This window comes from Streptomyces sp. NPDC020884 (genome assembly GCF_044333935.1).
Taxonomy (GTDB): domain Bacteria; phylum Actinomycetota; class Actinomycetes; order Streptomycetales; family Streptomycetaceae; genus Streptomyces.
Map to the genome: position 1 here is coordinate 1,193,190 of NZ_JBIRRY010000001.1, position 23,658 is coordinate 1,216,847.

General features: G+C 73.7%; 18 protein-coding genes. 9 read left to right on the top strand and 9 right to left on the bottom strand.

What is annotated here, in order from left to right; all coding sequences use genetic code 11:
- Position 1: 1 nt before the first annotated feature.
- From ACH4UK_RS05405 to ACH4UK_RS05415, 3 genes are all read right to left on the bottom strand, one after another.
- The gene (locus ACH4UK_RS05405; RefSeq protein ID WP_398354641.1) at positions 2-1,273 is read right to left on the bottom strand and encodes an MFS transporter; all 1,272 of its coding nucleotides are present in this window, start codon (positions 1,271-1,273) and stop codon (positions 2-4) included.
- A gap of 205 nt (positions 1,274-1,478) precedes the next feature.
- The gene (locus ACH4UK_RS05410; protein ID WP_398354642.1) at positions 1,479-1,631 is read right to left on the bottom strand and encodes a hypothetical protein; all 153 of its coding nucleotides are present in this window, start codon (positions 1,629-1,631) and stop codon (positions 1,479-1,481) included.
- Between the two features lie 95 nt (positions 1,632-1,726).
- A complete protein-coding gene (locus ACH4UK_RS05415) occupies positions 1,727-1,879 on the bottom strand; it encodes a hypothetical protein (RefSeq protein WP_398354643.1) in 153 nt (50 codons plus the stop codon).
- Between the two features lie 320 nt (positions 1,880-2,199).
- Here ACH4UK_RS05415 and ACH4UK_RS05420 point away from each other — a divergent pair, with 320 nt between their 5' ends.
- The 9 genes from ACH4UK_RS05420 (at position 2,200) to ACH4UK_RS05460 (ending at position 12,883) form a co-directional block, all read left to right on the top strand.
- Positions 2,200-3,354 carry a radical SAM protein gene (locus ACH4UK_RS05420; RefSeq protein WP_398354644.1) on the top strand — a complete coding sequence of 385 codons (1,155 nt, stop codon included), beginning with the start codon at positions 2,200-2,202 and terminating at the stop codon, positions 3,352-3,354.
- Positions 3,351-4,121 carry an iron-containing redox enzyme family protein gene (locus ACH4UK_RS05425; protein ID WP_398354645.1) on the top strand — a complete coding sequence of 257 codons (771 nt, stop codon included), beginning with the start codon at positions 3,351-3,353 and terminating at the stop codon, positions 4,119-4,121. Before ACH4UK_RS05420 ends, ACH4UK_RS05425 begins: the two co-directional genes overlap by 4 nt.
- Positions 4,118-4,336, top strand: coding sequence for an aroma-sacti cluster domain-containing protein (locus ACH4UK_RS05430; protein ID WP_398354646.1), 219 nt, complete (start codon positions 4,118-4,120; stop codon positions 4,334-4,336). The genes ACH4UK_RS05425 and ACH4UK_RS05430 overlap by 4 nt, the downstream gene beginning before the upstream one ends.
- A gap of 94 nt (positions 4,337-4,430) precedes the next feature.
- A complete protein-coding gene (locus ACH4UK_RS05435; RefSeq protein WP_398354647.1) occupies positions 4,431-7,682 on the top strand; it encodes an adenylate/guanylate cyclase domain-containing protein in 3,252 nt (1,083 codons plus the stop codon).
- Positions 7,683-7,685: 3 nt separating this feature from the next.
- Entirely contained in the window at positions 7,686-8,579 is an 894-nt protein-coding gene (locus ACH4UK_RS05440) for a S8 family peptidase (protein ID WP_398354648.1), read from the top strand.
- Complete coding sequence (locus tag ACH4UK_RS05445) at positions 8,563-9,216, top strand: GAF domain-containing protein (RefSeq protein ID WP_398354649.1); 654 nt, start codon at positions 8,563-8,565, stop codon at positions 9,214-9,216. The genes ACH4UK_RS05440 and ACH4UK_RS05445 overlap by 17 nt, the downstream gene beginning before the upstream one ends.
- A gap of 79 nt (positions 9,217-9,295) precedes the next feature.
- A complete protein-coding gene (locus tag ACH4UK_RS05450; RefSeq protein WP_398354650.1) occupies positions 9,296-10,084 on the top strand; it encodes a sugar phosphate isomerase/epimerase family protein in 789 nt (262 codons plus the stop codon).
- Between the two features lie 169 nt (positions 10,085-10,253).
- Positions 10,254-12,086 (top strand): glycoside hydrolase family 3 protein, encoded by a 1,833-nt coding sequence (locus tag ACH4UK_RS05455; protein ID WP_398354651.1) that lies wholly within the window; start codon positions 10,254-10,256, stop codon positions 12,084-12,086.
- A gap of 125 nt (positions 12,087-12,211) precedes the next feature.
- Positions 12,212-12,883: a hypothetical protein gene (locus ACH4UK_RS05460; protein WP_398354652.1), complete on the top strand. Its 672-nt coding sequence runs from the start codon at positions 12,212-12,214 to the stop codon at positions 12,881-12,883.
- A gap of 49 nt (positions 12,884-12,932) precedes the next feature.
- On the opposite strand, the gene ACH4UK_RS05465 is transcribed toward ACH4UK_RS05460, so the two are convergent.
- The 6 genes from ACH4UK_RS05465 to ACH4UK_RS05490 all read right to left on the bottom strand — a co-directional run bounded on the left by ACH4UK_RS05465 (position 12,933) and on the right by ACH4UK_RS05490 (position 23,543).
- Positions 12,933-14,417 (bottom strand): S28 family serine protease, encoded by a 1,485-nt coding sequence (locus ACH4UK_RS05465; RefSeq protein ID WP_398354653.1) that lies wholly within the window; start codon positions 14,415-14,417, stop codon positions 12,933-12,935.
- A gap of 91 nt (positions 14,418-14,508) precedes the next feature.
- Positions 14,509-14,985: a hypothetical protein gene (locus ACH4UK_RS05470; protein WP_398354654.1), complete on the bottom strand. Its 477-nt coding sequence runs from the start codon at positions 14,983-14,985 to the stop codon at positions 14,509-14,511.
- A gap of 84 nt (positions 14,986-15,069) precedes the next feature.
- Complete coding sequence (locus tag ACH4UK_RS05475; protein WP_398354655.1) at positions 15,070-18,801, bottom strand: ABC transporter ATP-binding protein; 3,732 nt, start codon at positions 18,799-18,801, stop codon at positions 15,070-15,072.
- Positions 18,802-19,001: 200 nt separating this feature from the next.
- The gene (locus ACH4UK_RS05480) at positions 19,002-20,684 is read right to left on the bottom strand and encodes a thiamine pyrophosphate-binding protein (protein ID WP_398354656.1); all 1,683 of its coding nucleotides are present in this window, start codon (positions 20,682-20,684) and stop codon (positions 19,002-19,004) included.
- Positions 20,681-21,670, bottom strand: coding sequence for an agmatinase (gene speB / locus ACH4UK_RS05485; protein ID WP_398354657.1), 990 nt, complete (start codon positions 21,668-21,670; stop codon positions 20,681-20,683). The genes ACH4UK_RS05480 and speB overlap by 4 nt, the downstream gene beginning before the upstream one ends.
- A gap of 379 nt (positions 21,671-22,049) precedes the next feature.
- Complete coding sequence (locus ACH4UK_RS05490; protein ID WP_398354658.1) at positions 22,050-23,543, bottom strand: sodium:solute symporter; 1,494 nt, start codon at positions 23,541-23,543, stop codon at positions 22,050-22,052.
- Between the last annotated feature and the right edge of the window lie 115 nt (positions 23,544-23,658).

Here is a 23,658-nt window from a genome sequence, read left to right on the forward strand (position 1 = left end):
CTCAGAGTGCGCCGGGACGACCGGCGGTGTCGTGGGCGGGTCGGGCTTCTTCCGCCGGGGCGTCGGGGGCGGGGGCCGCCCCGGTCCGGACGGAGGGGGCGAACGTCACCACGGCCGCCGAGACGGCCAGCACGCACCCCGTCACCCCGAAGGCGCCGCGGCTGCCCAGGGCGGTCAGCAGAGCGCCGCCCGCGAGCGGCCCGAACGGCTGGACGACCGAGGACAGGAAGCTCGCGGCGCTCTGCACCCGGCCGATCCGTTCCTCCGGGGTGACGATCAGCAGGGTCGAGAGGAAGCCGATGCTGGCGACCGTCGACAGGCCCATGCAGAGCGCGCACAGCAGACCGGCCAGCAGAGGGCTGCTGGCCCAGGCCAGCGCGGCGGCCGTGCCCACGCAGCTCCAGCAGGTGATGACGATGAGCGTCCGGACGTGGCGTTCGGGCGCCAGCCGGGGCGCGAGCAGCGCGCCGACGAGGGCGCCCGCCGAGACGCAGGTGATGACGAAGCCGCCGCCGAGGCCGGAGCGCCCGCTTTCGGAGAAGACGGCGAGCGCGGTGAAGGTGAGGGCGCCGAACGCGAAGTTCATGCCCAGGCCGAAGACGAGCAGCACCGTACGCAGATAGGGCAGTTGCCACAGGAAGGTGATCCCGGCGGTGAGTTCCCGGCGGCTGAACACCGAACCGGCCTTGGTCCTGGCCTCCGAGCGGGTCCGCACGAGGGCCACGCAGACCGTCGAGAGGAACAGCCCGACGAACTGGGCGGTGAAGGGCAGGGCTTCGTGCACGCCGAACAGCGCACCGCCGACGAGCGGGCCGACCAGCCGGACCGTGGAGGTGCGCGCCTGGAGCCGTGCGGTCGCCGTGCCCATCTGGTCCGGCGGCACGACCGCGCGCATCAGACCGAAGGCGGCGGGAGCGTAGACGCTGTTCAGCACGGCGCCGGTGACCCCGACCAGCAGGACGAGCACCATGGGGGCGTGCCCGTTCCACACGGCGATGGTCAGGGCGGTGACCGCGAGCAGGCTCCCCACGTCGCACAGCCGCATCAGGCGGCGGCGTTCGACCCGGTCGGCCATGACCCCGCCCGGCAGCATCGTGATCAGCACGGCGCAGACGGACACCGTCCCCACGAGGCCGGCCTGCACGGCGGAACCGGTCTCCTTCAGGATCAGCAGGGGCAGCGCGAGGGCGCTCATCTGGCTGCCCAGAACGGCGAAGAGGCCGCTCATCCAGAGCAGCCGGAAATCCCGGTTGGAGCGGAGCGACGTGGCCATCGGGGGGCTCCCGGAGTCGTCGGGCAGGGCGGTGTGTGAGAGACGTGGGTCCGCTGTGCGGACGCGGGTCACGCGGCGGGCGGGGCCGGAGCGCGGCGGGGCGGCTCCCGTGGTGCTGGAGCCGCCCCGTACCGCCGGTCCGCCGTCCGGGCGCCGCGGCGGCGAGGCGTCGGCCTCTGCCGCCGCGGCGCACGGCCCGGTGGGATCAGAGCGGCTGTGTCTCGACGACGCTCAGCACGCTGATGCAGTTGCCGTCGGTCTGGTCACCCGCCTGGACGGACGTCTCCTGGAGGTCCAGGACGGAGTGCGCCTCGACCTCGGGGGTCTCGTCGCCGGCGGGCTTGGTGTTCTCGGACATGGTGATCTCCATCCACTCGTCACTGCGGGATGACCGGAATCTGCGGGACGACCGGAACCCCCGGGGAGTGCCCCGGGGCGTCCGGTGCGGGGGGATCAGTTCTCGACGACGCTCAGCACGCTGATGCAGTTGCCGGGCGGCGCGATGATGTCGCGGTCGGCGTTGACGGCCGTCTCCTGGAGGTCCAGGACGGAGTGCGCCTCGACCTCGGGGGTCTCGTCGGCGGTGGGCTTGGTGTTCTCGGACATGGTGGTCTCCATCCACTCGTCACTGCGGGCCCGGGGCCCGGGGGCTGTGCCCTCGGTGTCCGGTGCGGCGGGCCGGTGCCTGCCGTTGCCGAGAAAGTTAGGAAGCCGGGCCTGGTGATCGCTTCGGCGGCGGTATGGCGTCGGTATCGGGCCAGTTCGGAGCGGGAGAAGACCGGCTCCCGGGCCCCGGCGGCACCACGAGGAGCCGCCCCGACCTGGGCCCATACCGGCTCCGAAGCGATGACGGACCGTCCGCGAACCGGTGCGGCGCAGCCTGGGTACGCGCCCGACGCGCCCCGGCCCCGAAGGAGGCGGCCCGCATGGAACTCGCCGAACTCGTCGCACGGCGGCCCTTTCCGGCCGCAGGTCTGCTCCTCGGCCTCACCCGGCGCTGCCCATTGCGCTGTGCGCACTGCTCGACCGGGTCGGACCTGTTCACCCGGGAGGAGCCGGACGGCGCTCAACTGGAGCGGTTCGTCGGCTCGTTCACCGAGGAGAACCGGCCCGACGTCGTCATGCTCACCGGCGGGGAGCCGTTGCTGCTGCCCGCGCTCGCCGAGCGGCTGAGCACCCGGGCACGCCGTGCCGGGTCCCGTACCGCGCTGCTCAGCGGCATGTTCTTCGCCCGGTCCGGGAACGCCCGTGCCGGGAGCGCCCGGCCGGGGAGCCGGCGGGCGCGGCGCGGCGCGGCGATTCCTCCCGCGATCCTGCGCGCGATCCGCTCCGTCGACCACTTCTCGGCCTCCCTGGACGTCCACCACGAACGCGAGGTGCCGCGCGCCGACGTGTTCCGCGCCCTGCACCGGATCCGGGACGAGGGGGTGGCCGTGAGCTTCCACCTCACCGGGACCAGCGCGTCCGACCCGTATCTCGCCGACCTCACCCGGGCGGTGGAGCAGGAGTTCGGCGGCCAGGTCCCGTGCCTGGTCAACGAGGTGCGGCCGTTCGGCCGGGCCGCCGCCTGGGCCAGGCCCGCCCGCACCGGCCCGGACCCGGCGGCGGCGTCGCCGTGCTCGATGGCCGCCTGGCCGGTGGTCGCCTTCGACGGCCGCGTGCTGGCCTGCTGCAACCAGGACACCGTCGACCGGCGGCCCGTACCGGCCCATCTGGACCTCGGGCACATCGGCGTCGACGACTGGGCGACCGTGCGCCGCCGGGCGCTGGAGTCCCCGGTGCTGCGCATGCTCCGCACCGTCGGGCCCACCCATCTGGCCGCCCGGTACGGCTCCGGCCCGCGGGCGGGCTCCTACTGCGAGGGCTGCCGGGCGCTGGGCGGCGACGAGGCGGCGGCGGCCGGGGCCCGTGCGGTGGCGAGCGGTGCGGCCGGCGCGCTGCTGGACCTGACCGCCGCGGTGCGCGGCTCCCGGGAGGGGGCGCAGGGCGTCGTGCGCCGCCACGGCTGTGCGGCGTACGCGCCGCTGGTCGTCGCGGGCGGACCGCCGCTGCCGGATACCGACGCGCTGGACGCCCGATGAGCGCCGTGGCCGAGGGCGCGCAGCTGGGGTTCGCGGGGGCCCGGCGCACGGGGGCCTCCGCGCGGCTGCGGGTCAAACTCCAGTTGCTGGAGCCGGAGTTCCGGGACGCGACGCACCACATGTGGCGTTCCGAGGGGCTGCTGCCGCGCTACCGGACGTATCTGTGCACCATGCACGCCGTCATCCGCGCCTCCGTCCCGCTGATGGAGCTGGCCCTGCACCGCGCCCGGGGCCTGGCCGCCGCCGGCGATCCGCTGGCGGCTCCGCTCGCGGCCTATCTGGAGGAGCACATCCAGGAGGAGCAGGGCCACGACGCCTGGCTGCTGGAGGACCTCCGGGCGGCGGGCGGCGCCCCCGAGGACGCACTCGGCCCGCCGCCCTCCCCGCTGGTCGCCTCGCTGGCCGGGGCCCAGTACTACTGGATCGAGCACCACCACCCGGTCGCCCTGCTCGGCTACATCGCCGTACTGGAGGGCTACGCACCCGCTCCCGGACTCACCGGCCGCATCGCCCGGCTGACCGGACTGCCCGCCGCCGCGCTGCGGACCGTACGGGAGCACTCGGTGCTCGACACGGAGCACCTGGACGAGCTGTACGCGCTGCTGGACCGGCTGCCGCTCGGCCGGGGGCCGGACGTGGCCGTGTCGCTCAGCGCGCTGCACTCCCTCGACGCGCTCACCCGGCTGTTCGTCCGGCTCGGGCGCTCCGCACCGACGCCGTCGCTGCGGGGGGCCGGACCTGTTCCACCGATGGGAGTCACACCATGACCGGACCACCCGAGAACATCGAACGGCCGGAGCTGCCCGCCGCGTTGTACGAGGCGGGCTTCCCCGTGGAGCTGCTCACCGAGGAGCAGCGCGAGGTGCTGAGCGGGCTGACCGCGCAGGAGCTGGCCCTGCTGCTGGACGTCAAGGGCCGACTGGACGCCGTGGGGCCGGAGGTCCAGGCGCACGGCGAGATCGCCGGCGGCGCGCTGTTCTGACCGGCGGCCGATCCAGCGGTACGGGCCCGGCGCCGGCCGGAGCGCCGGAACCGGGCCCGTACCCGCCCCGACATCCCGGAGAGAAGGACCCGCCATGAACTGCCTCTCGTGCCAGCAGGATCTGCCGCCGACGGCCCGGTTCTGTTCGTCCTGCGGGACGCCGTGCACGACCGGGGCGGCGGGGGCCGGTCCGGCCCCCGCCGCCCCGTCCGGTGACGAACGCAAGCCGGTGACCGTCCTGTTCTGCGATCTCGTCGGGTCCACCGCGCTGTCCGGGGTGCTCGACCCGGAGACGCTGCGCACGGTGACCCTGCGGTACTTCGAGGCGATGAGCGCGGAGATCGTGGCGCGGGGCGGCACCCCGGAGAAGTTCATCGGGGACGCGGTGATGGCGGTGTTCGGCGTACCGGTGGTCCGGGACGACGACGCCCGCCGGGCGCTGGCGGCGGCGCTCGGGATGCGCCGGGCGCTGGCCCGGCTGAACGAGGAGCTGGACGCCACCCTCGGCATCGAGCTGGCCACCCGGATCGGTGTCAACACCGGTCAGGTGGTGGCGGGTTCGGACACGACCGCCCGGCAGGCCCTGGTCTCCGGGGAGACCGTCAACATCGCCGCCCGGCTGGAGCAGAACGCGGGCCGGGGCGAGATCCTGATCGGCCCGGGGACCCTGCTCGCGGCCGGTCCGACGGTGAGCGCCGAGCCCACCGGGCCGCTGCGGCTGAAGGGCAAGCGGGACAGCGTGGAGGCCTACCGGCTGCTCGCGCTGGGCGCGGACGACCCGGAGCTGCTGCGGCGCTTCGACGTCCCCTTCGTCGGCCGCGGGACCGAGCGGCAGGCGCTGGACGCCGCCCTGGAGCGGGCCGTGCGCGGCGGGGCCGGGCTGCTGCGGGTCACCGGGGAGGCGGGCATCGGCAAGACCCGGCTGGTACGGGAGTGGCTGGCGCTGCGGTCGGCGTCCGGGGCGCTCCTGTACGGCGCGGGGCGGTGCCGCAGTTACGGGGACCACGGCACCCTCGCCCCGCTGGCCGACGCGGTGCGTTCCCTGACGGCGCCCGCGTCCGAGCCCGCCCCCGCGCCCGGTCCGGCGGACGGGCGGAGGGGCGCGGCCGACGGGCTGGCGGTCGACGACGCGATGGCCCTGCTGTCCGGGGGCCTGCTGCGCGACGGCACGCCGAACGCGCCCTTCGAGGACATGTGCGCGGCCCTGACGGCGGTCCTGGAACGGGCCGCCCGGGTCCGCCCGGTCGTGCTGGTGCTGGACGACTGGCACGCGGCGGCCCCGCTGCTGGTCCGCACGGTGCACCGGCTGACGGACGGCTCGGGGTGCGCGGGGGTGCTGGTGCTCTGTGCCGGGCGGCCGGACGGCCCCGACGAGGGGGACGCGGGGGACGAACCCCCCGCCGGTGCGGGGCGACTTCAGCTGACCGGGCTGCCGTACGAGGAGGCGGCGCGGCTCGCCGCCGGTCTCGCCGGTCCGGACGGCGGGCCGGCCCCGGTGGACGACCGGCTGCTGGCACGGGCCGGGGGCAATCCGCTCTACCTGGAACAGCTCCTGATCGGCGACCGGGCGGACCCGGCGGCCGCCTCCCGCCCGGGGAGCCCCACCTCCGGCGAGGATCTGCCGCCCACGCTCCAGGCCCTGCTGGGCGCCCGCATCGGGGCCCTGGCCAGGGCCGAGCGCGGGGTGGTGGATCTGGCCGCCGTGATCGGCCGGGAGTTCACCGCACCGGAACTGGTCCGGCTGGAGCTGTCCGTGCTCGCCGGGGAGGGCCACGGGGCCGGGCAGCTCGCCGGGACGACCGGCGGGGCCGCCCCGGAGCACCGGCGCCGCGTCGATGAGGCGTTGGCGGTGCTGGGCCGCCGCCGGCTGGTGGAGTCGGGGCCGCCGGGGGGCCGCGAGGAGGCGGCCTACCGGTTCAGCAGCGGGCTGGTGCACGAGGTCGCGTACGCCTCGCTGTCCAAGCGGGCCAAGGCCGAACGCCATGCCTGGGCGGCGGGGCTGCCCAGTGTGCTGCGCAGCGGCGACGGCGCGGTCGGCGGCCATCTGGAGCGCGCCTACCGCTACCGCGCCGAACTGGGCCTGCTGGACGCATCGGCCGGGCGGCTGCGCGACCGGGCCGCCGCCGCGCTGGGCCGGGCCGGGGCGCAGGCCGCCGCCCGGTCCGACCTGCACTGGGCGCACGGCCTGCTGGAACGGGCGGTGGACCTGTGCCCCGGGGACCCCGCGGCGACGCGGCGGCTCGGTGAGGTACGGGTGGCGCTGGGCCGCACCGGCGAGGGGGCCGAACTGCTGCGCCGGGTACGGGACACCGGGTCCGACACGGTGGAGGCCGCGCATGCCCGCCTCGCGCTCGCGGTGCTGGACCCGGGCGGTGCGGGGCCCGGCCCCGCCGCCGTGGCCCGTACCGTGCTCCCGGTGTTCGAGGCGGCCGGGGACTCGACCGGCCGGGCGCGGGCCCATCTGCGGCTCGCCCAGCAGTTCCAGCGGTCCGGGCGGCACGAGGAGGCGGAGCGGGACCAGGCGCGGGCCCTGGAGCACGCCGTGCTGGCCGGGGCGGAGCCGGAGCGGGCCGGGGCGCTCGGCGCGATCGGCATCTCACTGTGGCGCGGGCCGGTTCCGGTGCCCACCGCGGTGATCCGCTGCCGGACGCTGCTGGCGGCGCACGGTGCGGGCCGGCCCACGGTCCGGGTCACCCTCAACTGCCCGCTGGCGGTGCTGTACGCCCTCCAGGGCCGGCCCGAGGAGGCGCAGGGCTGCCTGGCCGAGGCGGAGCGCCTGGCCGGGAAGCTGGGGTTCGCCGAGGCGGAGGTCTTCCTCCCGGTGTTCCGGGCGACGGTGGAGGCGCTGCTCGGCCGGAGCGCCGCCGCACTGGAGCTGCTGGGCCGGGCGGACGCGGCGGCCCGGCGCACGGGGGCGGCCGGGATGCGGACGGCGGTGGCGCTGGACGCGGCCCGCCTGGAGCTGGACGAGGGCCGGGAGGACCGGGCGGCCGCCCGGCTGGCGGGCGTCGGCGACACGTCGGGGCTGAGCCATGCGGACGCGGTGGACCTGGCGGGGCTGCGGGCCCGGCTGACGGCACGGCTCCACCCCGACGAGGCGGCCGGGCACGCGGACCGGGCGGTCCGGGCCTCGCTGCTCACCGATTCCCCGCTGGTGCAGGCGACGGCCGAGCTGGACCGCGCGCACACGCTCGCCGCCCTGGGGCGGCGGCTGGAGGCCGGGGCCTCGGCCCGGTCGGCCGGAGCGCACTTCGCGGGCAAGGGGCATCTGCCGGGGGTGCGCCGGGTCTCCGGGTTCCTCGCGCATCCGCCCCGGCCCATGGCCACGACGAGGGAGAGGAGCTGACCGATGACGACCACGGATTCGGAACGGACACGTACGGCGCCGGGGCAGGGGCTGACGTGGAGTCTGCGCGGGCGCGGCCCGGGGGACGTACCGGTGCTGGCGGACACCGGACCGCCGGGCGGACTCCCCGCCGGGCCCGCCACCGGACGCGGCGTACGCGTGTGCGTGGTGGACTCGGGCGTGGAGCGGGACCATCCGCTGATCGGCCCGCTGGCCGGTTCCTGGGTGGTCGTCAAGGACGGGGCGAGCGGGGAGATCACGGTCGAGCCGACGACCACCGGCGACACCTGCGGGCACGGCACCGCGTGCGCGGGCATCGTCCGCCGGACCGCCCCGGACTGCGAGATCCACAGTGTGCGGGTGCTCGGGGAACGGTTCTCCGGCACCGGCGACGTCCTGATGGCCGGGCTGCGCTGGGCGGTGGAGCAGCGCTTCGACGTGGTGAACCTCAGCCTGTCGACGACCCGCACCCGGTTCGCGCAGGAGCTGCACCACCTGGCCGACAGCGCCTACTTCGCCCGTACGGTGATCGTCGCCTCGGCGCACAACACCCCGGTGGAGAGCTTCCCCTGGCGGTTCGCTTCGGTGATCTCGGTGGGCAGCCACCAGGAGGACGATCCCGAACTGCACCTGTACAACCCGGATCCCCCGGTGGAGTTCTTCGGGCCGGGCCAGAACGTGACCGTGCCGTGGCTGGGCGGCCGGACGATCCGCACCACGGGGAACAGCTTCGCCACCCCGTACGTCGCCGGGCTCTGCGCCCGCGTCCTGTCCGCGCATCCGCGGATGACGGCCTTCCAGCTCAAGAACGCCCTCTATCTGTCCGCGGCCAACGTGCGTCAGGCGCCGCATCCTTCCACTCCGGCAGGAGATACCCGTGATGACTCCGAGAACTGATTCCGCCGCCCCCTTCGCATCCACCCCTTTCTCCCCCACCCCCGCCTCCCCCGTCTCCCCCGGCACGGTCGCCGACGCGCCGCGCAGCGAGCTGCTCCAGTCGGTGGTCGACGTGGCCCGCGCCATCTTCGGGGCCGAGGCCAGTTCGGTCTTCCTGCTCGACGAGGAGGCGGACGAGCTGGTCTTCCAGGCCGTGTCCGGGCAGGGCGAGGAGTTCCTCGTGGGCCGCCGGTTCCCGGCCGGGCGCGGGATCGCCGGGTGGGTGGCGACCTCGGGCGAGCCGATGGTGGTGGACGACCTGAGCGCCGATCCGTCCTTCGACCGCTCGCTCGCGGAGTCGACCGCGTATGTCCCGAACGCCCTGATGGCGGCCCCGCTCATCAGCGATGCCCGGGTCCTCGGCGTCCTGGAGGTGCTGGATCCCTCCCCGCAGGCCCGGTCGGGCGTCCGGGAGCTGGACCTGCTCGCGATGTTCGCCCGGCAGGCAGCCGCCGCCCTGCGGGTGATCACCCCGGAGCGGGTGCGGGAGGCCGAGCATCGCGCGGTGTTCGCCGGCGGCGCGCTGGAGGGTGAGCGTCGCGAGGACGCGCTGAAGCTGCTGGGTAGCCTGGAGCGGCTGCTGCGGGGCGTCGGCTGAGGAGGCGCCGGAGCCCGGGAGTAGCCACCGGCCCGGCGGGCAGAAGCGGGGCATCGGCACCAAGGTAAGGACACACACGATGAAACTCGCTTTCTCCACCCTCGGAGTGCCGGGTACGCCGATCGCCGAGGTCGTCCGGCTCGCCGCCGACCACGGGTACCAGGGAGTGGAGCTGCGGGTCCACCCCGAGGAGCCGGTGCATCTGGGGCTCTCCTCGCTGGAACGGGCCGATGTGGTCGAGGCGTTCAAGGCGGGCGGGGTGGAGATCCTGGCCCTGGCCGGTTATGTGCGGGTGGCCGCCGAGGGGGACGACGAACCGGTCCTGGCGGAACTGGCCGAGTTGGTGAAGCTCGCCCGCGATCTCGGCGCGTCCGCTGTCCGGGTGTTCCCGGGCGGCGGCGACCAGGAGCCGGCGGCGGCCGACGCTACGGCCGCCCGGCGGCTGGGGGCCGCCGCCCCGGCCGCCGCCGACATGGGCGTGAACATCCTGCTGGAGACCCATGACTCGCACCGCGCGGGGCTCGACGCCGCCCGGGTCGTCGCGACGGTCGGGCATCTGCGGGTCGGCGCGATCTGGGACGTGCTGCACACCTGGCTCGCGGGTGAGGAGCCGGCCGCCAGCCATGCGGTGCTCGCACCGCATCTGGGATACGTCCAGGTGAAGGACGTCGCGTCGGCCGACGACCTCACGCCGCTGGCGCTGGGCGCCGGGGTGCTTCCGCTGGCGGACTGTCTGGACGGGCTGGATCCGGACGCGTGGGTGTGCTGGGAGTACGAGAAGCGCTGGCACCCGGGGGCGGCTGAACTGCCGGGCCTGCTGGACGCGGGGCGCGCGTACCTGCTACGGCTCGGGGCGCCGAAGCAGTAGCCGAAACGGTGGCGGCGGGGCCGGGTGCGGGGCGGCCACCGGGTCCGCGTCGGGGTCCATCCGTTCGCGTGCGGGGGGCGCCGTGGACGGCCCGGACCCTTGACTGGAAGTTATTTTCCCTATAGTCGTACTCACTTGGAAGTTTCTTTCACCCCGGGAAGGAGCTCACGTGCCCCACCGCCCCTCACGACGCACCGTCCTCACGGCTGCCGCAACCGCCGCGGCAGCGGCGGCCACCGGCGTCCTCGCCACCCCCTCCGCCGCCTCCCCGCACTCCACGGACGCCTTCACCGACCACCGGCTGCGGCGGATCATCGCCGGGATGAGCCTGGAGGAGAAGGTCGGCCAGCTCTTCGTCATGCGGGTCTACGGGCACTCCGCGACCGCCCCCGACCAGGCCGACATCGACGCGAACCTCGAGGAGATCGGGGTTCGCACCGCCGCCGAGCTGATCTCCACGTACCACGTCGGCGGCATCATCTACTTCACCTGGGCGCACAACACCCGCGACCCGCACCAGATCGCCGACCTCTCCAACGGCCTCCAACGCGCCGCGCTCGCCGGGCGCTCCCGGCTTCCGCTGCTGGTCTCCACCGACCAGGAGCACGGCATCGTCTGCCGGGTCGGCGAACCGGCCACCCTGCTGCCGGGCGCGATGGCCCTGGGCGCGGGCGGCTCACGCTCCGACACCCGCCGGGCGGCCTGGATCGCCGGCGCCGAACTGGCCGCGCTCGGCATCAACCAGAACTATGCGCCGGACGCCGACGTCAACGTCAACCCGGCCAACCCGGTCATCGGCGTACGGTCCTTCGGCTCCGACCCCGACGCGGTGGCCGGCCTGGTCGCGGAGCAGGTGAAGGGCTATCAGGGCGCGGGCATCGCCTCGACCGCCAAGCACTTCCCCGGGCACGGCGACACCAGCACCGACAGCCACACCGGACTGCCCGTCATCAACCACACCCGCGCGCAGTGGGAGGAGCTGGACGCCCCGCCGTTCCGCGCCGCGATCCGGGCCCGCATCGACTCGATCATGACCGCGCACATCGTGGTCCCCGCACTCGACCCGTCCGAGGACCCGGCCACGCTCTCCCGGCCGATCCTCACCGGCATCCTCCGCGAGGAGCTGGGCTACGACGGGGTGGTGGTCACCGACTCGCTCGGCATGGAGGGGGTGCGCACGAAGTACGGCGACGACCGCGTGCCGGTCCTCGCCCTGCTGGCGGGCGTGGACCAGCTGCTGAACCCGCCGAACCTCTCCGTCGCCTGGAACGCCGTGCTGGAGGCGGTGCGGGGCGGCGAGATCAGTGAGGCGAGGATCGACGAATCCCTCCTGCGGATCCTGCGGCTGAAGAGCGGCCTCGGCCTGTTCCGGGACCCGTTCGTCAGCCACCGGGGCGTGGAGCGCACGGTCGGCAGCCGCGCGCACCGGGCCGCCGCCGACCGGATCGCCGAGCGCACGACGACCCTGCTCGCCGACCCGGGCGCGCTGCTGCCGCTCTCCCGCCGCACCCACCGCAAGCTGCTGGTGGTGGGAGCCGACCCGGCGTCGCCCTCCGGGACGACGGGCCCGCCGACCAGCACCCTGGCCAACGCCTTCGGGGAACTGGGCTTCACCGCACGGGCGTTGTCCACGGGCACGGCCCCGGACCAGGCGAAGATCGCCGAAGCGGTGGCCGCCGCCGAGGGCCGGGACGCGGTGGTCGTGGCGACGTACAACGTCACGGCGAGCAGCTCGCAGCGCACGCTCGTCACCGCCCTGGCAGCGACCGGGATCCCGGTGGTCACCGTCGCCGTCCGCAACCCGTACGACGTCGCCCACCTCACCGGCACCGGAGTCGCGGCGAGCCTCGCCGCGTACTCCTGGACCGACGTCGAACTGCGCGCCGCGGCCCGGGTGATCGCGGGCCGCGCCGATCCGGAGGGCAGCCTCCCGGTTCCGGTGCAGCGCGCGGACGACCCGACGCAGGTGCTGTATCCGGTGGGCCACGGGCTGTCGTACTAGCCCTACGGCGACCGGACGGCCCCGGCATCCGGCCGCGGACGCAAAGCACCCCGCGCACCTGGCGTGGCCCCGCTCCGGCGGGCCGCGCCGGGTGTACGTCTTGACGGACGTATCGGGGGTTCTTCATGGATGAGCACGCTTCCCCGGGGGCCCGGCGTCGCCGGCCGGTTCCGCCGCCGGTCCGGGTCGTGGCCCGGGTCGCCCTCCTGGCCGTGACCGTGACCATGGCCGCGCTCCTGCTGACGGCCTGCCGGGTCCCGGACGGGGCCGCCACCGACGGCCGGGGGCCCGTCCCCGCCTCGCCCGGCCCGTCTCCGTACGGGGTGGTGTTCCTCGGCCCCGGCGACTGCAGTTCGCGGGGCCCGGAGATCCGGGAGGTGTTCTGCCGCAGCGAGAAGGCCGCGGCCTCCGTCCTCGCCCGGCACCTCGGCACCCCGTCGTCGGGCCCGCCCTGCCCGGAGGCGACGGACTTCGTCCTGCATGTCTCCGAGACGGGGACCGGGGCCCGTTCCCGGCTCACCACCGGCTACGCCTGCATGCGGAACCTGGAGCCCCCGCATCCGGGCGACCCGGGGCAGGGCGGCGGCCCGCTGACCGTGGTCGGGGACTGCGTCACGGCCTCCCGCGCGGGCCAGGTCACGGAGACCGCCTGTGCGGACACGGGCGGCCGCGCCCCGCGCTACCGGGTGGAGTCGGCAGTGCAGCGGCGGGGACAGTGCCCCGGCAGCACGGACCTGTTCGTCGCCCTGGGCGGGGACAGGCCGGTGGGCTGCGCCCGCCGGTCACCGGGAACGTGACCGAAAGGCGCAGCCCACGGGAGATGCCGCGGCCGGCACCAGGTGACCGCTACGGGCGCAGGGTGGCCTCGTCGCGCTCGATCTCGCCGTTGCGCTGGTCCAGCTTCGTGTCGAACTTCGCCAGCGGCTTCGCCTTCGACGGGTCCGACTCGACGGCCGCCGGGGCGACGCCCGCCCAGCGCAGGATCGCGGCGGTGGCCTTCGCCTTCTGCTCGTCGGGGAGACCGGAGACCTTCGCTCCGTGGTTGCCGCCGGGCACGGTGTAGACGGCGCTGTCCTTCGCGCCGCGCCCGAGGCGGAAGGGCTCCGCGCTCCACGGGTCGTTCTCGCCGTTGACGTACATCATCTGCCGGGCGTTGTGCTTGACCCAGCGGTCGACGTCCCGCATCGCGCCCCGGTCGAAGGTCATCGGGATGGAGCGGGGCACGAAGTTGCGCGGGGGCTGGTAGCCGTAGCGGCTCAGCTTGCCGATCCAGGGCTGCTTGATGTCCGGCGACCCGAGCTGGGTGCCCGCCTGGTAGTAGTACGGGGTGTACGCCTCCAGGCCCTGGTCGGCGTAGGCCGAGAAGCCGGAGATGGCGTCGACGGAGTTCCAGATGTCGTCGTCGGTGGCCTTCTTGGCGTCGGCCGGGAGGTCCGCGCAGTCGGCGAGCAGGCTGTACTGCCAGAACGCCCAGCCGTAGTCCAGGACCGTGGCCTCGTAGGCGCGGTCGAGGGAGCCGATGGTGGTGAAGGTCCAGCCGTTGGCGGTGGCCTGCTCCCGGTACTTCTTCTGGAGCGGGGCCCGGCGGATCAGCGCCTCGCGCTGCACGCCGGCCAGCTGGTCGCGGCACTCCTTGGTGCCGACCTTGCGGAAGAACCGGTCGTACGCCGAGTCCTCGTCGTTGACGACGTCGTTGGGCGCGACGTAGGCGACGACGCCGTCCATGTCCTTCGGGTGGAAGCGCTCGAAGTACGTGGCGGTCATGCCGCCCTTGGACCCGCCGGTGGCCAGCCACTTCTTGTCGTAGATCTTCTTCAGCGCCGTGAACACCCGGTGCTGGTCGTCGGCCGCCTGCCGGATGTCCAGCTTGGACCAGTCGGCCGGGGCCGGCCGGGACGGGGTGAAGTAGCGGTACTCCAGCGAGACCTGGTTGCCGTCGATGATCTGCGTCGGCTCGCTGCGGCTGGGGTTCGTGGAGACGCCGTAGCCGCTGGTGAAGAAGACCGTCGGGCGGCTCACGTCCTTGTGCAGCAGGGTCAGGCGCTGCTGGAACGTGCCCTTGGACGGGCGCCGGTGGTCGACCGGCTGGGTGTAGTTGAGGACGAAGTAGCGGTAACCCGCGTAGGGCTTCTCCTCGATCAGACTCATGCCCGGGATGGCCAGGATGCGGTCCTTGATGTCCTCGTTGCTCGCTTCGCTGCCGACGGCAACGCCGCTGCTCCGCTTCGCGGCCGGCTCCGCGGCGGTGGCCGCACCGGCCGAGGCCCCCGAGGCTCCGACCGTGCCTATGAGCACGGCGAGCGAGAGAACCCCTGTGAGTGACTTGCGCATGCACTCTCCCCTTGATTCACAACAGTCGCCGTGAACTTATCGGGGCAACACACGCCACGCCAGACCCGATTGTCCGTGTCAACCGGGAATGTCAGCAGAGAATCCATCCGGTGGAGACGGACTTCTTGCCGATCGCGCCGGTGGCCCGGACGCAGCGGTTCAGCGCGTTGACCGTGACCGGCCCGGCCATCTTGGTGTACGAACCCTTGTCGGAGACGGCGCGACCGCCGCGCGGCTGGAGCGTGACGCTCATCGTCCGCCGCTTGCCGGGCTTCTTGGCGACGGTGACGGCGCAGGCGTGGGCGCGGCTCTTGTAGACGCGCAGCTCTCCCGTGGAGAACCCGACCGTCTTCGCCGGGCGGCCGGAGCAGGCGGCGGCCGCCTGTGCGGTGCCGGGGGCGCCGAGCAGGGGGACGAGGCCGGCCAGCAGGGGCAGGAGGAGAAGGCGGACCAGCAGCGCCCGCTTCCTCGACACCGTGGCCCTCTCCGGTCCCTCCGACCGCTCCGGCCCCTCCGACCTCACCGATCGCGCCGGTTCCGCAGCTCTGTCGAACACCTTCGCCCCCACCTGACGTCTGTACGCACCCGTGCGTCCCTGGCTACGACGCAGCAGACCCGTGAGAGGTTGCGCCGCCCCGGACCCGGTGGCCCCTCAGACGCCCGCGGGCTCGTCCTCCCCTATGCCCTCGCCGATGAAGGTGCGCCACAGCCGGGCGTACCGCCCGTTGCGGGCGAGCAGCTCGTCGTGCGTGCCGTCCTCGACGACCCGCCCGTGGTCCATGACCACGACGCGGTCGGCGCGGGCGGCGGTGGTCAGCCGGTGGGCCACCACCAGCGTGGTGCGGCGGCCGGTGAGCCGGTCGGTGGCCTGGTTGACCAGGGCCTCGGTGGCGAGGTCCAGGGCGGCGGTGGCCTCGTCCAGGAGCAGCACGTCCGGGTCGACGAGCTCGGCGCGGGCCAGCGCGATGAGCTGGCGCTGTCCGGCCGAGAGGTTGCGGCCGCGCTCGGCGACCTCGTGGAGGTAGCCGTCCTCCAGCGTGGCGATCATCTCGTGCGCGCCGACCGCGCGGGCGGCGGCCTCCACCCGGGCGTCGGTGGCGTCGGGCAGCCCGTAGGCGATGGCGTCGCGGACCGTGCCGGCGAAGAGGTACGCCTCCTGCGGGACGACGCCGAGGCGGTGCCGGTAGGCGGTCATGTCCAGGGTGCGCAGGTCGGCGCCGTCGGCGGTGACCCGGCCGCCCGTCGGGTCGTAGTACCGGGCGACGAGCTTGACCAGGGTCGACTTCCCGGCCCCCGTCTCCCCGACGAACGCCACCGTCTGGCCGGCCGGGATGCGCAGGTCGACGCCGGTCAGGGCCTCCTCGTCGGAGCCGTACGCGAAGGAGACGTCCTCGAACGCGATCTCGCCGCGCAGCGAGAGCACGTCGAGCGGCTCGTCCGGGTCGGCGGTGGAGGTGGGCTCGCGCAGCAGCTCCTGGATGCGGCCGAGGGAGACGGTGGCCTGCTGGTAGCCGTCGAAGACCTGGGAGAGCTGCTGGACGGGGGCGAAGAACAGGTCGATGTAGAGGAGGTAGGCGACCAGGGCCCCTGTGGTCAGCGTGCCGTTGTCGATCCGGCCGGCGCCGACGATCATGACAGCGGCGGCGGCGACGGACGCCAGCAGCTGGACGAACGGGAAGTAGACGGAGATCAGCCACTGGCCGCGTACCCGGGCCTGGCGGTAGTGGTCGCTGCGCTCGGCGAAGCGGGCGGCCCCGTCGTGCTCCCGGCCGAAGGCCTGCACGATGCGGAGGCCGGAGACGGACTCCTGGAGGTCGGCGTTGACGACGCCGATGCGCGTCCGGGCCAGTTCGTACGCCTTGACGCTGCTGCGCCGGAAGAAGAAGGTCCCGATGATCAGCACGGGCAGGGTGGCGAAGACGACCAGGGCGAGCTGGATGTCCAGGACGAGCAGCGCGACCATGATGCCGAAGAAGGTGACCACGGAGACGAAGGCGGTGACGAGCCCGGTCTGGAGGAACGTGGACAGCGCGTCCACGTCCGTCGTCATCCGGGTCATGATCCGGCCGGTCAGCTCGCGCTCGTAGTAGTCGAGGCCGAGGCGCTGCAGCTGGGCGAAGATCTTCAGGCGGAGCGAGTAGAGCACCCGCTCGCCGGTCCGGCCGGTCATCCGGATCTCGCCGGTCTGGGCCACCCACTGGACGAGCACGACCACGAGCGCGATCGCCGAGGCGGCCCACACCGCGCCGATCGAGACCTGGGTGACGCCCTCGTCGATGCCGTGCCGGATCAGGACCGGCAGCAGCAGGCCCATGCCCGCGTCCACGGCGACGAGCCCGAGGCTGATCAGCAGGGCCGCGCCGAAGCCGCGCAGCAGCCGGCGCAGCCCGTAGGAGTCCTCCGCCCGCACGGCGGCGGCCTCGTCGACCTCGGGGATGTCCGTGGCGGGTGGCAGGGCCTCGACCTGGGCGAGCAGTTCGGGCGTCGCGGGCATCCCGGCGAGCGTGGTGTCCCGCTCCTCCTCCTCGCGGATCCACAGCTCGGGGGTGATGCCGCGCTCCGCGTCGAACTCGGCGTCCAGCTCCTCCTGGAGGGCGCGGTCGCCCTCGGGGTCGGCCTCGGTGCGCAGCGGCCGGTGGCCGGGCGAGGTGCCGCCGAGTTCGTCGGGGTCGGTGAGCAGGCGGCGGTAGAGCGCGGAGGTGCGCTCCAGCTCCTGGTGGGTGCCGACCGCGGCGAGCTTCCCGCCGTCCAGGACGGCGATGCGGTCGGCGAGCTGGAGGGTGGAGCGGCGGTGCGCGATGAGCAGGGTGGTGCGGCCCGCCATCACCTGTCGGAGGGCCTCGTGGATCTCGTGCTCGACGCGGGCGTCGACGGCGGACGTCGCGTCGTCGAGGAGGAGGAGCCGGGGGTCGGTAAGGATGGCGCGGGCGAGGGCGACCCGCTGGCGCTGGCCGCCGGAGAGGGTGAGCCCGTGCTCGCCGACGGTGGTGTCGTACCCCTGGGGGAGTTCGGTGATGAACCGGTCGGCCTGGGCGGCGCGGGCGGCCTGTTCGATCTGCTCCTGGGTGGCGCCGGGGAAGCCGTAGGCGATGTTGGCGCGGATGGTGTCGGAGAACAGGAAGCTGTCCTCGGGGACGAGCCCGATGGCCGAGCGCAGGGATGCCTGGGTGAGCTCGCGGACGTCGTGGCCACCGATCAGGACGGCCCCGTGGGACACGTCGTAGAAGCGGGGCAGCAGGAGGGAGACGGTGGACTTGCCACTGCCGGAGGCGCCGACGACGGCGACGGTCTCGCCGGGTTCGACGGTGAGCGAGAAGCCGTCCAGGACCGGCCGCTCCTCGTCGTACCCGAACCGCACGTCGTCGAACTCGATGCCGGCCGGGGCGTCGGCGGGCAGCTCCTTGGTGCCGTCGCGCAGGGAGGGCTCGGTGTCGATGAGCTCCAGGACCCGCTCCACACCGGCGCGGGCCTGCTGGCCGACGGTGAGGACCATGGCGAGCATCCGGACCGGGCCGACGAGCTGCGCGAGGTAGGTGGAGAAGGCGACGAACGTGCCGAGGGTGATCTCGCCCCGGGTCGCCAGCCAGCCGCCGAGGGCGAGCATGGCGACCTGGCCGAGCGCGGGCACGGCCTGGAGGGCGGGGGTGTAGCGGGAGTTCAGCCGGATGGTGCGCAGCCGCCCGGCGAACAGCCGGCGGCCGACCTCGCGGAGCTTTCCGGTCTCCTGGTCCTCCTGCCCGAAGCCCTTGACGACCCGGACCCCGGAGACGGCCCCGTCGACGACTCCGGCGACGGCGGCGGCCTGGCTCTGGGCGTACCAGGTGGCGGGGAAGAGCCGGGTGCGGGAGCGGCGGGCGATGAACCAGAGGGCGGGGGCGACGGCGAGGGCGACGAGGGTCAGGGGCAGCGAGAGCCACGCCATGATCACCAGGGAGATGAGGAAGAGCAGCACGTTCCCGATGGTCATCGGGAGCATGAACAGCAGCCCCTGGATCAGCTGGAGGTCGCTGGTGGCCCGGCCGACGACCTGCCCGGTGGACAGCTCGTCCTGACGCTTCCCGTCGAGCCGGGTGATCGTCGCGTACATGTCCGTACGCAGGTCGTGCTGGACGTCCAGGGCGAGCCGACCGCCGTAGTACCGGCGGATGTAGGTGGCTATGTAGACGAGGACGGCCGCGCCGATGAGCAGTCCGGTCCAGACGGCGAGGGAGCGGGTGTGGTCGGTGACCACGTCGTCGATGATCACCTTGGTGATGAGCGGGACGAGGGCCATCACGGCCATCCCGGCGAGCGACGAGCCGAGAGCGAGCACGACGTTGCGCCGGTACCGCCACGCGTACCCGGTCAGTCGCCGACCCCACCCCTGTTGCTCTGCGCCCGTCACGCGTTGCCTCCCTCTCACCCCGTGTGCTCGTGTCCGGTCACCCGGATCGCGAGCCTGCTCTACCGGAAGGCACCAACATCGCGGGGAGCGGATTTCATCCCTCCGCAACAAACGGGGCGGCAAACGGGGCCGATGGTCGGGGGTGGGCGGGGCCGGGGTCCTAGGTCCCCGGCCCCGCACCGCCTCCCGGGGCGGGCCCGCTACAGATGCGTCGGCTCGAACATCCGCAGCAGCGCCGGAAGCACGACGACGGACGGCCCGGGGGCCGCCAGGGCCTTGCCGAGGTCCGCGGCGAGAGACTCCGGTGTCGTCCGGACGGCCGGCACGCCGAAGGACTCGGCGAGCGCGACGAAGTCCGGGCGGGACAGCTCGGTGGCGGTGGCCTCGCCGAAGGCGCCCGTCATGTACTCGCGCAGGATGCCGTAGCCGCCGTCGTCGACGATCAGCCAGGTCAGCGGCAGGTCGTACTGGCGCGCGGTGGCCAGCTCCGCGATGGAGTACATCGCGCCGCCGTCTCCGGAGACCGCGAGCACGGGCTTCGTCGGGTCGGCGGCGGCCGCGCCGATGGCCGCCGGGAAGCCGTAGCCGAGACCGCCCGCGCCCTGGGCGGAGTGCATGGTGTTGGGGCGGCGCGCGTCGAAGGCGGACCAGGCCCAGTACGCCAGGATCGTCATGTCCCAGAAGCTGGGCGCGGCGTCGGGCAGCGCCTCGCGGACGGCGGCGAGGACCTGCTGCTCCAGGGTGAGCTCCTGGGCCTCGATCCGGACCCGTACCTTCTCCAGCACCGTCGCCACCCGCTCCGCGGCACCGGCGTCCGCCCGGGGCTCGACGGCCTCCAGGAGGTCGGACAGGGCTTCGCGGGCGTCGGAGTGGATGCCCAGGGCCGGGTGGTTCGACTCCAGCTTCCCGGCGTCCGCCTCGATCTGGATCACCCGGCCGCGCGGGCGGAAGGTGTGGTAGTTCGAGGAGAGTTCGCCGAGTCCCGAGCCGACGACGAGCAGGACGTCCGCGTCCTCCAGGAAGTCGGTGGTGTGCCGGTCCTCCAGCCAGGAGCGCAGCGACAGCGGGTGCTCCCAGGGGAACGCGCCCTTGCCGCCGAAGGTGGTGACGACCGGGGCGTCGAGCTTCTCGGCCAGCGCGCGCAGCTTGCCGGACGCGTCGGAGCGGACGACTCCGCCACCCGCGATGATCACCGGGCGTTCGGCGTTCGTCAGCAGGTGGGCGGCGGCGACCGTCAGCTCGGGGCGCGGGTAGAGCTCGCGCGGGGTGGCGTCCATGGCGCTGACGACCGGCAGGGTCGTCCCGGCGAGCAGCACGTCCTGCGGGATCTCCACCCAGACCGGCCCGTGCGGGGCGGTCAGCGCGGACTCCCAGGCGGCGGCGATCGCGGAGGGGATCTGCGAGGCGGAACGCACGGTGTGGACGGACTTCACGATGTCGCGGACGGAGGCCTGCTGGTCGCGCAGCTCGTGCAGATAGCCGTGCCGCCCGCCGCCGAGCCCCGCGGTGGGGATCTGGCTCGAGATGGCGAGGACGGGCGCGGAGGCGGCGGCCGCCTCCTGGAGCGCGGCGAGCGAGGTCAGCGCCCCGGGCCCGGTGGACAGGAGCAGCGGCGCGACCTCCCCCGTGATCCGGCCGTACGCGTCGGCGGCGAAGCCCGCGTTGTTCTCCACGCGGAGTCCGACGTACGAGAGGGAGGAGCGGCGCAGCGCGTCGAACACGCCGAGCGCGTGCTGGCCGGGCAGCCCGAAGACGGTGGTCGCGCCGAGACCCTGGAGGGACTCGACGACGAGGTCGCCGCCGTTGCGGCCGGCCGGCGGATTCAGGACGGCGGCGGCCTGGGCGGCGGTGAGCTGCGGCCGGTCGTCGTGGTCGTGGCTCACTTGGCGTCCTTGGCTTCCTTGATGTCCTTCTGCGCGGCGATCTGGCGGGACATGATCGTCGTCAGCTCGTACGCGGCGTGCGAGGCGGCCACGGAGGTGATCTCGGCGTGGTCGTACGCGGGGGCGACCTCGACCAGGTCGGCGGAGACCAGGTGGCAGGAGGCGAGCCCGCGCAGGATCTCCAGCAGCTCGCGGGAGGTGAGGCCGCCGGCCTCGGGGGTACCGGTGCCGGGGGCGTGCGCGGGATCGAGCACGTCGATGTCGATGGAGATGTAGAGCGGCCGGTCCCCGATGCGCTGGCGCAGCTGGTCGGCGATCTCGTCGACGCCGCGCCGCATGACGTCGGCGGAGGTGACGATGCCGAAGCCCATCTTCTCGTCGTCGGTCAGGTCCTGCTTGCCGTAGAGCGGGCCGCGGGTACCGACGTGGGAGAGGGCGGAGGTGTCGAGGATGCCCTCCTCGACGGCCCGGCGGAACGGGGTGCCGTGGGTGTACTCGGCGCCGAAGTAGGTGTCCCAGGTGTCCAGGTGCGCGTCGAAGTGGAGCAGGGCGACGGGCCCGTGCTGCTTGGCGACGGAGCGCAGGAGCGGCAGGGCGATGGTGTGGTCGCCGCCGAGCGTCATCAGGCGTGCGCCGGTGCCCAGCAGCTCGTCGGCCGCGCCCTCGATGGTCTCGACGGCCTCGTTGATGTTGAACGGGTTCGCCGCGATGTCCCCGGCGTCGGCGACCTGCGCGAGGGCGAACGGGGAGGCGTCCTGGGCCGGGTTGTACGGCCGCAGCAGCCGGGACGCCTCACGGATCGCGTTGCCGCCGAAGCGGGCGCCGGGCCGGTAGGAGACCCCGCTGTCGAAGGGCACGCCGACCACAGCGACGTCGGTGCGGCCGACCTCGTCGAGCCGGGGCAGCCGGGCGAAGGTCGCGGGCCCGGCGTACCGCGGGACGCGGGAGGAGTCGATGGGGCCGCGCGGCGATTCGGTGCTGCTCATGGGGGGTGTGCCTTTCCTTCGGGTTTCCTACGGTGTCAAGTGTGCGGGGTGCGGTGGGCGGTGTGCGGTGGGGGCCGTGGTCGTCCGGCAGCCGCCCCACCCAACCGCCGGGCAGGCTACGGCGGCCGGCCGAACCAGGCCTGTCCGGCGCTTGAGGACATCTTTGGGCCCGGCCAAATCAAGCCCGCCCGGCCAACCCCAGCCCGTCCGGCGCTTGAGGACATCCTTGAGGCCAGCCAAATCAAGCCCGCCCGGCGATTGAGGGCGTCTTTGAGGGTGCCCGGGGCCGGCCCGAGGGTTCCGTCCTCAAACGCCGGACGGGCTGGAGACGGCCGGACTGGCTGGAGATGGCCGGACGGGCTGGAGATGGCCGGACGGCCTAGAGGCGGCCGGACGGGCTGGAGGCAGCCGGAACCTCCGCGGCGGCGCCGTCCTCCGGAACCCCCCGCCCAGCCAACCGCTCCCGCCAGGCATCCAGCACCACCGCATCCGTAGCCGGCGTCGCCAACGAGACGACGACGTACACGGCCAGCGACGCCAGCAGCCCGTAGTAGATCGGCTGATTGGCGAGGATCCCGTAGTACGCCATCAGCCCGATCACCGCGACACCCCCGACGCACACCGCAGACAGCGCCCCCGCCGCCGTCCCGCGCCGCCACAGCAGTCCGCCGATGATCGGCACGAGCAGCCCGCCGACCAGCAGGTTGTACGCGACGGTCAGCGCCTCGACCACATCGTTGAGGGCGATGGCGATGAGGATGACGGCGACCCCCATGACCAGGATGAACATCCGGTTTCCCCGGACCTCGTCGTGCGGCTCGTCGCCGCCCCCGCCCCGGCCGACGGCCCCCCGCAGCCGGGACCAGATGTCGTTGTTGGCGACGGTGGCGCAGGCGATCAGCGCACCGGAGGAGGTCGACATGACGGCGGCCAGCGCGGCGGCGAGCACCAGCCCGCGCACACCGACCGGCAGCTCGTCCTTCACGATCGTCGCGAACGCGGCGTCGGCGCTGGCGAGGTTCGGGTACATCACCTTGGCGGCGGTGCCGATGACGGCCCCGGCGATGGCGTAGACGAGACAGTACGTACCGGCGACCGTGCCGCCCCAGCGCGCCGTGGTGTCACTGCGCGCGGTGAACACCCGCTGCCAGATGTCCTGCCCGATGAGCATGCCGAAGGTGTAGATCAGCACGTACGTGAAGATCGTCTCGCCGCCGATGCCGAGCGGATCGAAGTACTCCGTGGGCAGCTGCGCCTTCATCTCGCTGAAGCCGCCGGCCTTGACGACGGCGATCGGCAGCAGGAGCAGCAGCACCCCGATGGTCTTGACGACGAACTGGACCATGTCGGTGAGCGTGATCGACCACATGCCGCCGAGCGTCGAGTACGCGACGACGATGGCGCCGCCGAGGACGATCGCGACGGTGCGGTCCACGTCGAAGAGGACGTCGAAGATGGTGGCGTACGCGATGGTCGAGGTGACCGCGAGCATCAGGGTGTACGCCCACATGACGACGCCGGAGATGATCCCGGCCTTGCCGCCGTAGCGCAGGTCGAGCATCTCGGAGACGGTGTAGACCTTCAGCCGGGCGATCCGCGCGGAGAAGAAGACGGACAGCGCGAGCAGGCCGAGGCCGATGGTGAAGACCATCCACGCGCCGGAGAGTCCGTACTGGTAGCCGAGCCCGACGCCGCCGATGGTCGATGCACCGCCGAGGACGATCGCGGCCATGGTGCCGGAGTACATCCACGGTCCGAGGCGGCGGCCCGCGACCAGGAACTCGCTCTTGGACTTGGCGCGGCGCATGCCCCACCAGCCCATGGCGAGCATGCCGGCCAGGTAGACGACGATCACGGCGTAGTCGACAGCCATGGGCTTCCCTCCGTCTCGCGCAAACAGATGTACGTGCGAGGAAGACGGTAGGTGGCCGAAAGCCGACGCTGAAGTGTACGTTTCCTCCATACTCACCGCGCTGAATGGATGAACC

Bases quoted from the DNA above. Each gene is read 5' to 3' on its own strand.
- ACH4UK_RS05425 (WP_398354645.1), top strand. From the start codon at position 3,351: ATGAGCGCCGTGGCCGAGGGCGCGCAGCTGGGGTTCGCGGGGGCCCGG.
- ACH4UK_RS05430 (WP_398354646.1), top strand. From the start codon at position 4,118: ATGACCGGACCACCCGAGAACATCGAACGGCCGGAGCTGCCCGCCGCG.
- ACH4UK_RS05405 (WP_398354641.1), bottom strand. From the start codon at position 1,273: ATGGCCACGTCGCTCCGCTCCAACCGGGATTTCCGGCTGCTCTGGATG.
- ACH4UK_RS05410 (WP_398354642.1), bottom strand. From the start codon at position 1,631: ATGTCCGAGAACACCAAGCCCGCCGGCGACGAGACCCCCGAGGTCGAG.
- ACH4UK_RS05415 (WP_398354643.1), bottom strand. From the start codon at position 1,879: ATGTCCGAGAACACCAAGCCCACCGCCGACGAGACCCCCGAGGTCGAG.
- ACH4UK_RS05420 (WP_398354644.1), top strand. From the start codon at position 2,200: ATGGAACTCGCCGAACTCGTCGCACGGCGGCCCTTTCCGGCCGCAGGT.
- ACH4UK_RS05440 (WP_398354648.1), top strand. From the start codon at position 7,686: ATGACGACCACGGATTCGGAACGGACACGTACGGCGCCGGGGCAGGGG.
- ACH4UK_RS05460 (WP_398354652.1), top strand. From the start codon at position 12,212: ATGGATGAGCACGCTTCCCCGGGGGCCCGGCGTCGCCGGCCGGTTCCG.
- ACH4UK_RS05445 (WP_398354649.1), top strand. From the start codon at position 8,563: ATGACTCCGAGAACTGATTCCGCCGCCCCCTTCGCATCCACCCCTTTC.
- ACH4UK_RS05465 (WP_398354653.1), bottom strand. From the start codon at position 14,417: ATGCGCAAGTCACTCACAGGGGTTCTCTCGCTCGCCGTGCTCATAGGC.
- speB (WP_398354657.1), bottom strand. From the start codon at position 21,670: ATGAGCAGCACCGAATCGCCGCGCGGCCCCATCGACTCCTCCCGCGTC.
- ACH4UK_RS05450 (WP_398354650.1), top strand. From the start codon at position 9,296: ATGAAACTCGCTTTCTCCACCCTCGGAGTGCCGGGTACGCCGATCGCC.
- ACH4UK_RS05490 (WP_398354658.1), bottom strand. From the start codon at position 23,543: ATGGCTGTCGACTACGCCGTGATCGTCGTCTACCTGGCCGGCATGCTC.
- ACH4UK_RS05435 (WP_398354647.1), top strand. From the start codon at position 4,431: ATGAACTGCCTCTCGTGCCAGCAGGATCTGCCGCCGACGGCCCGGTTC.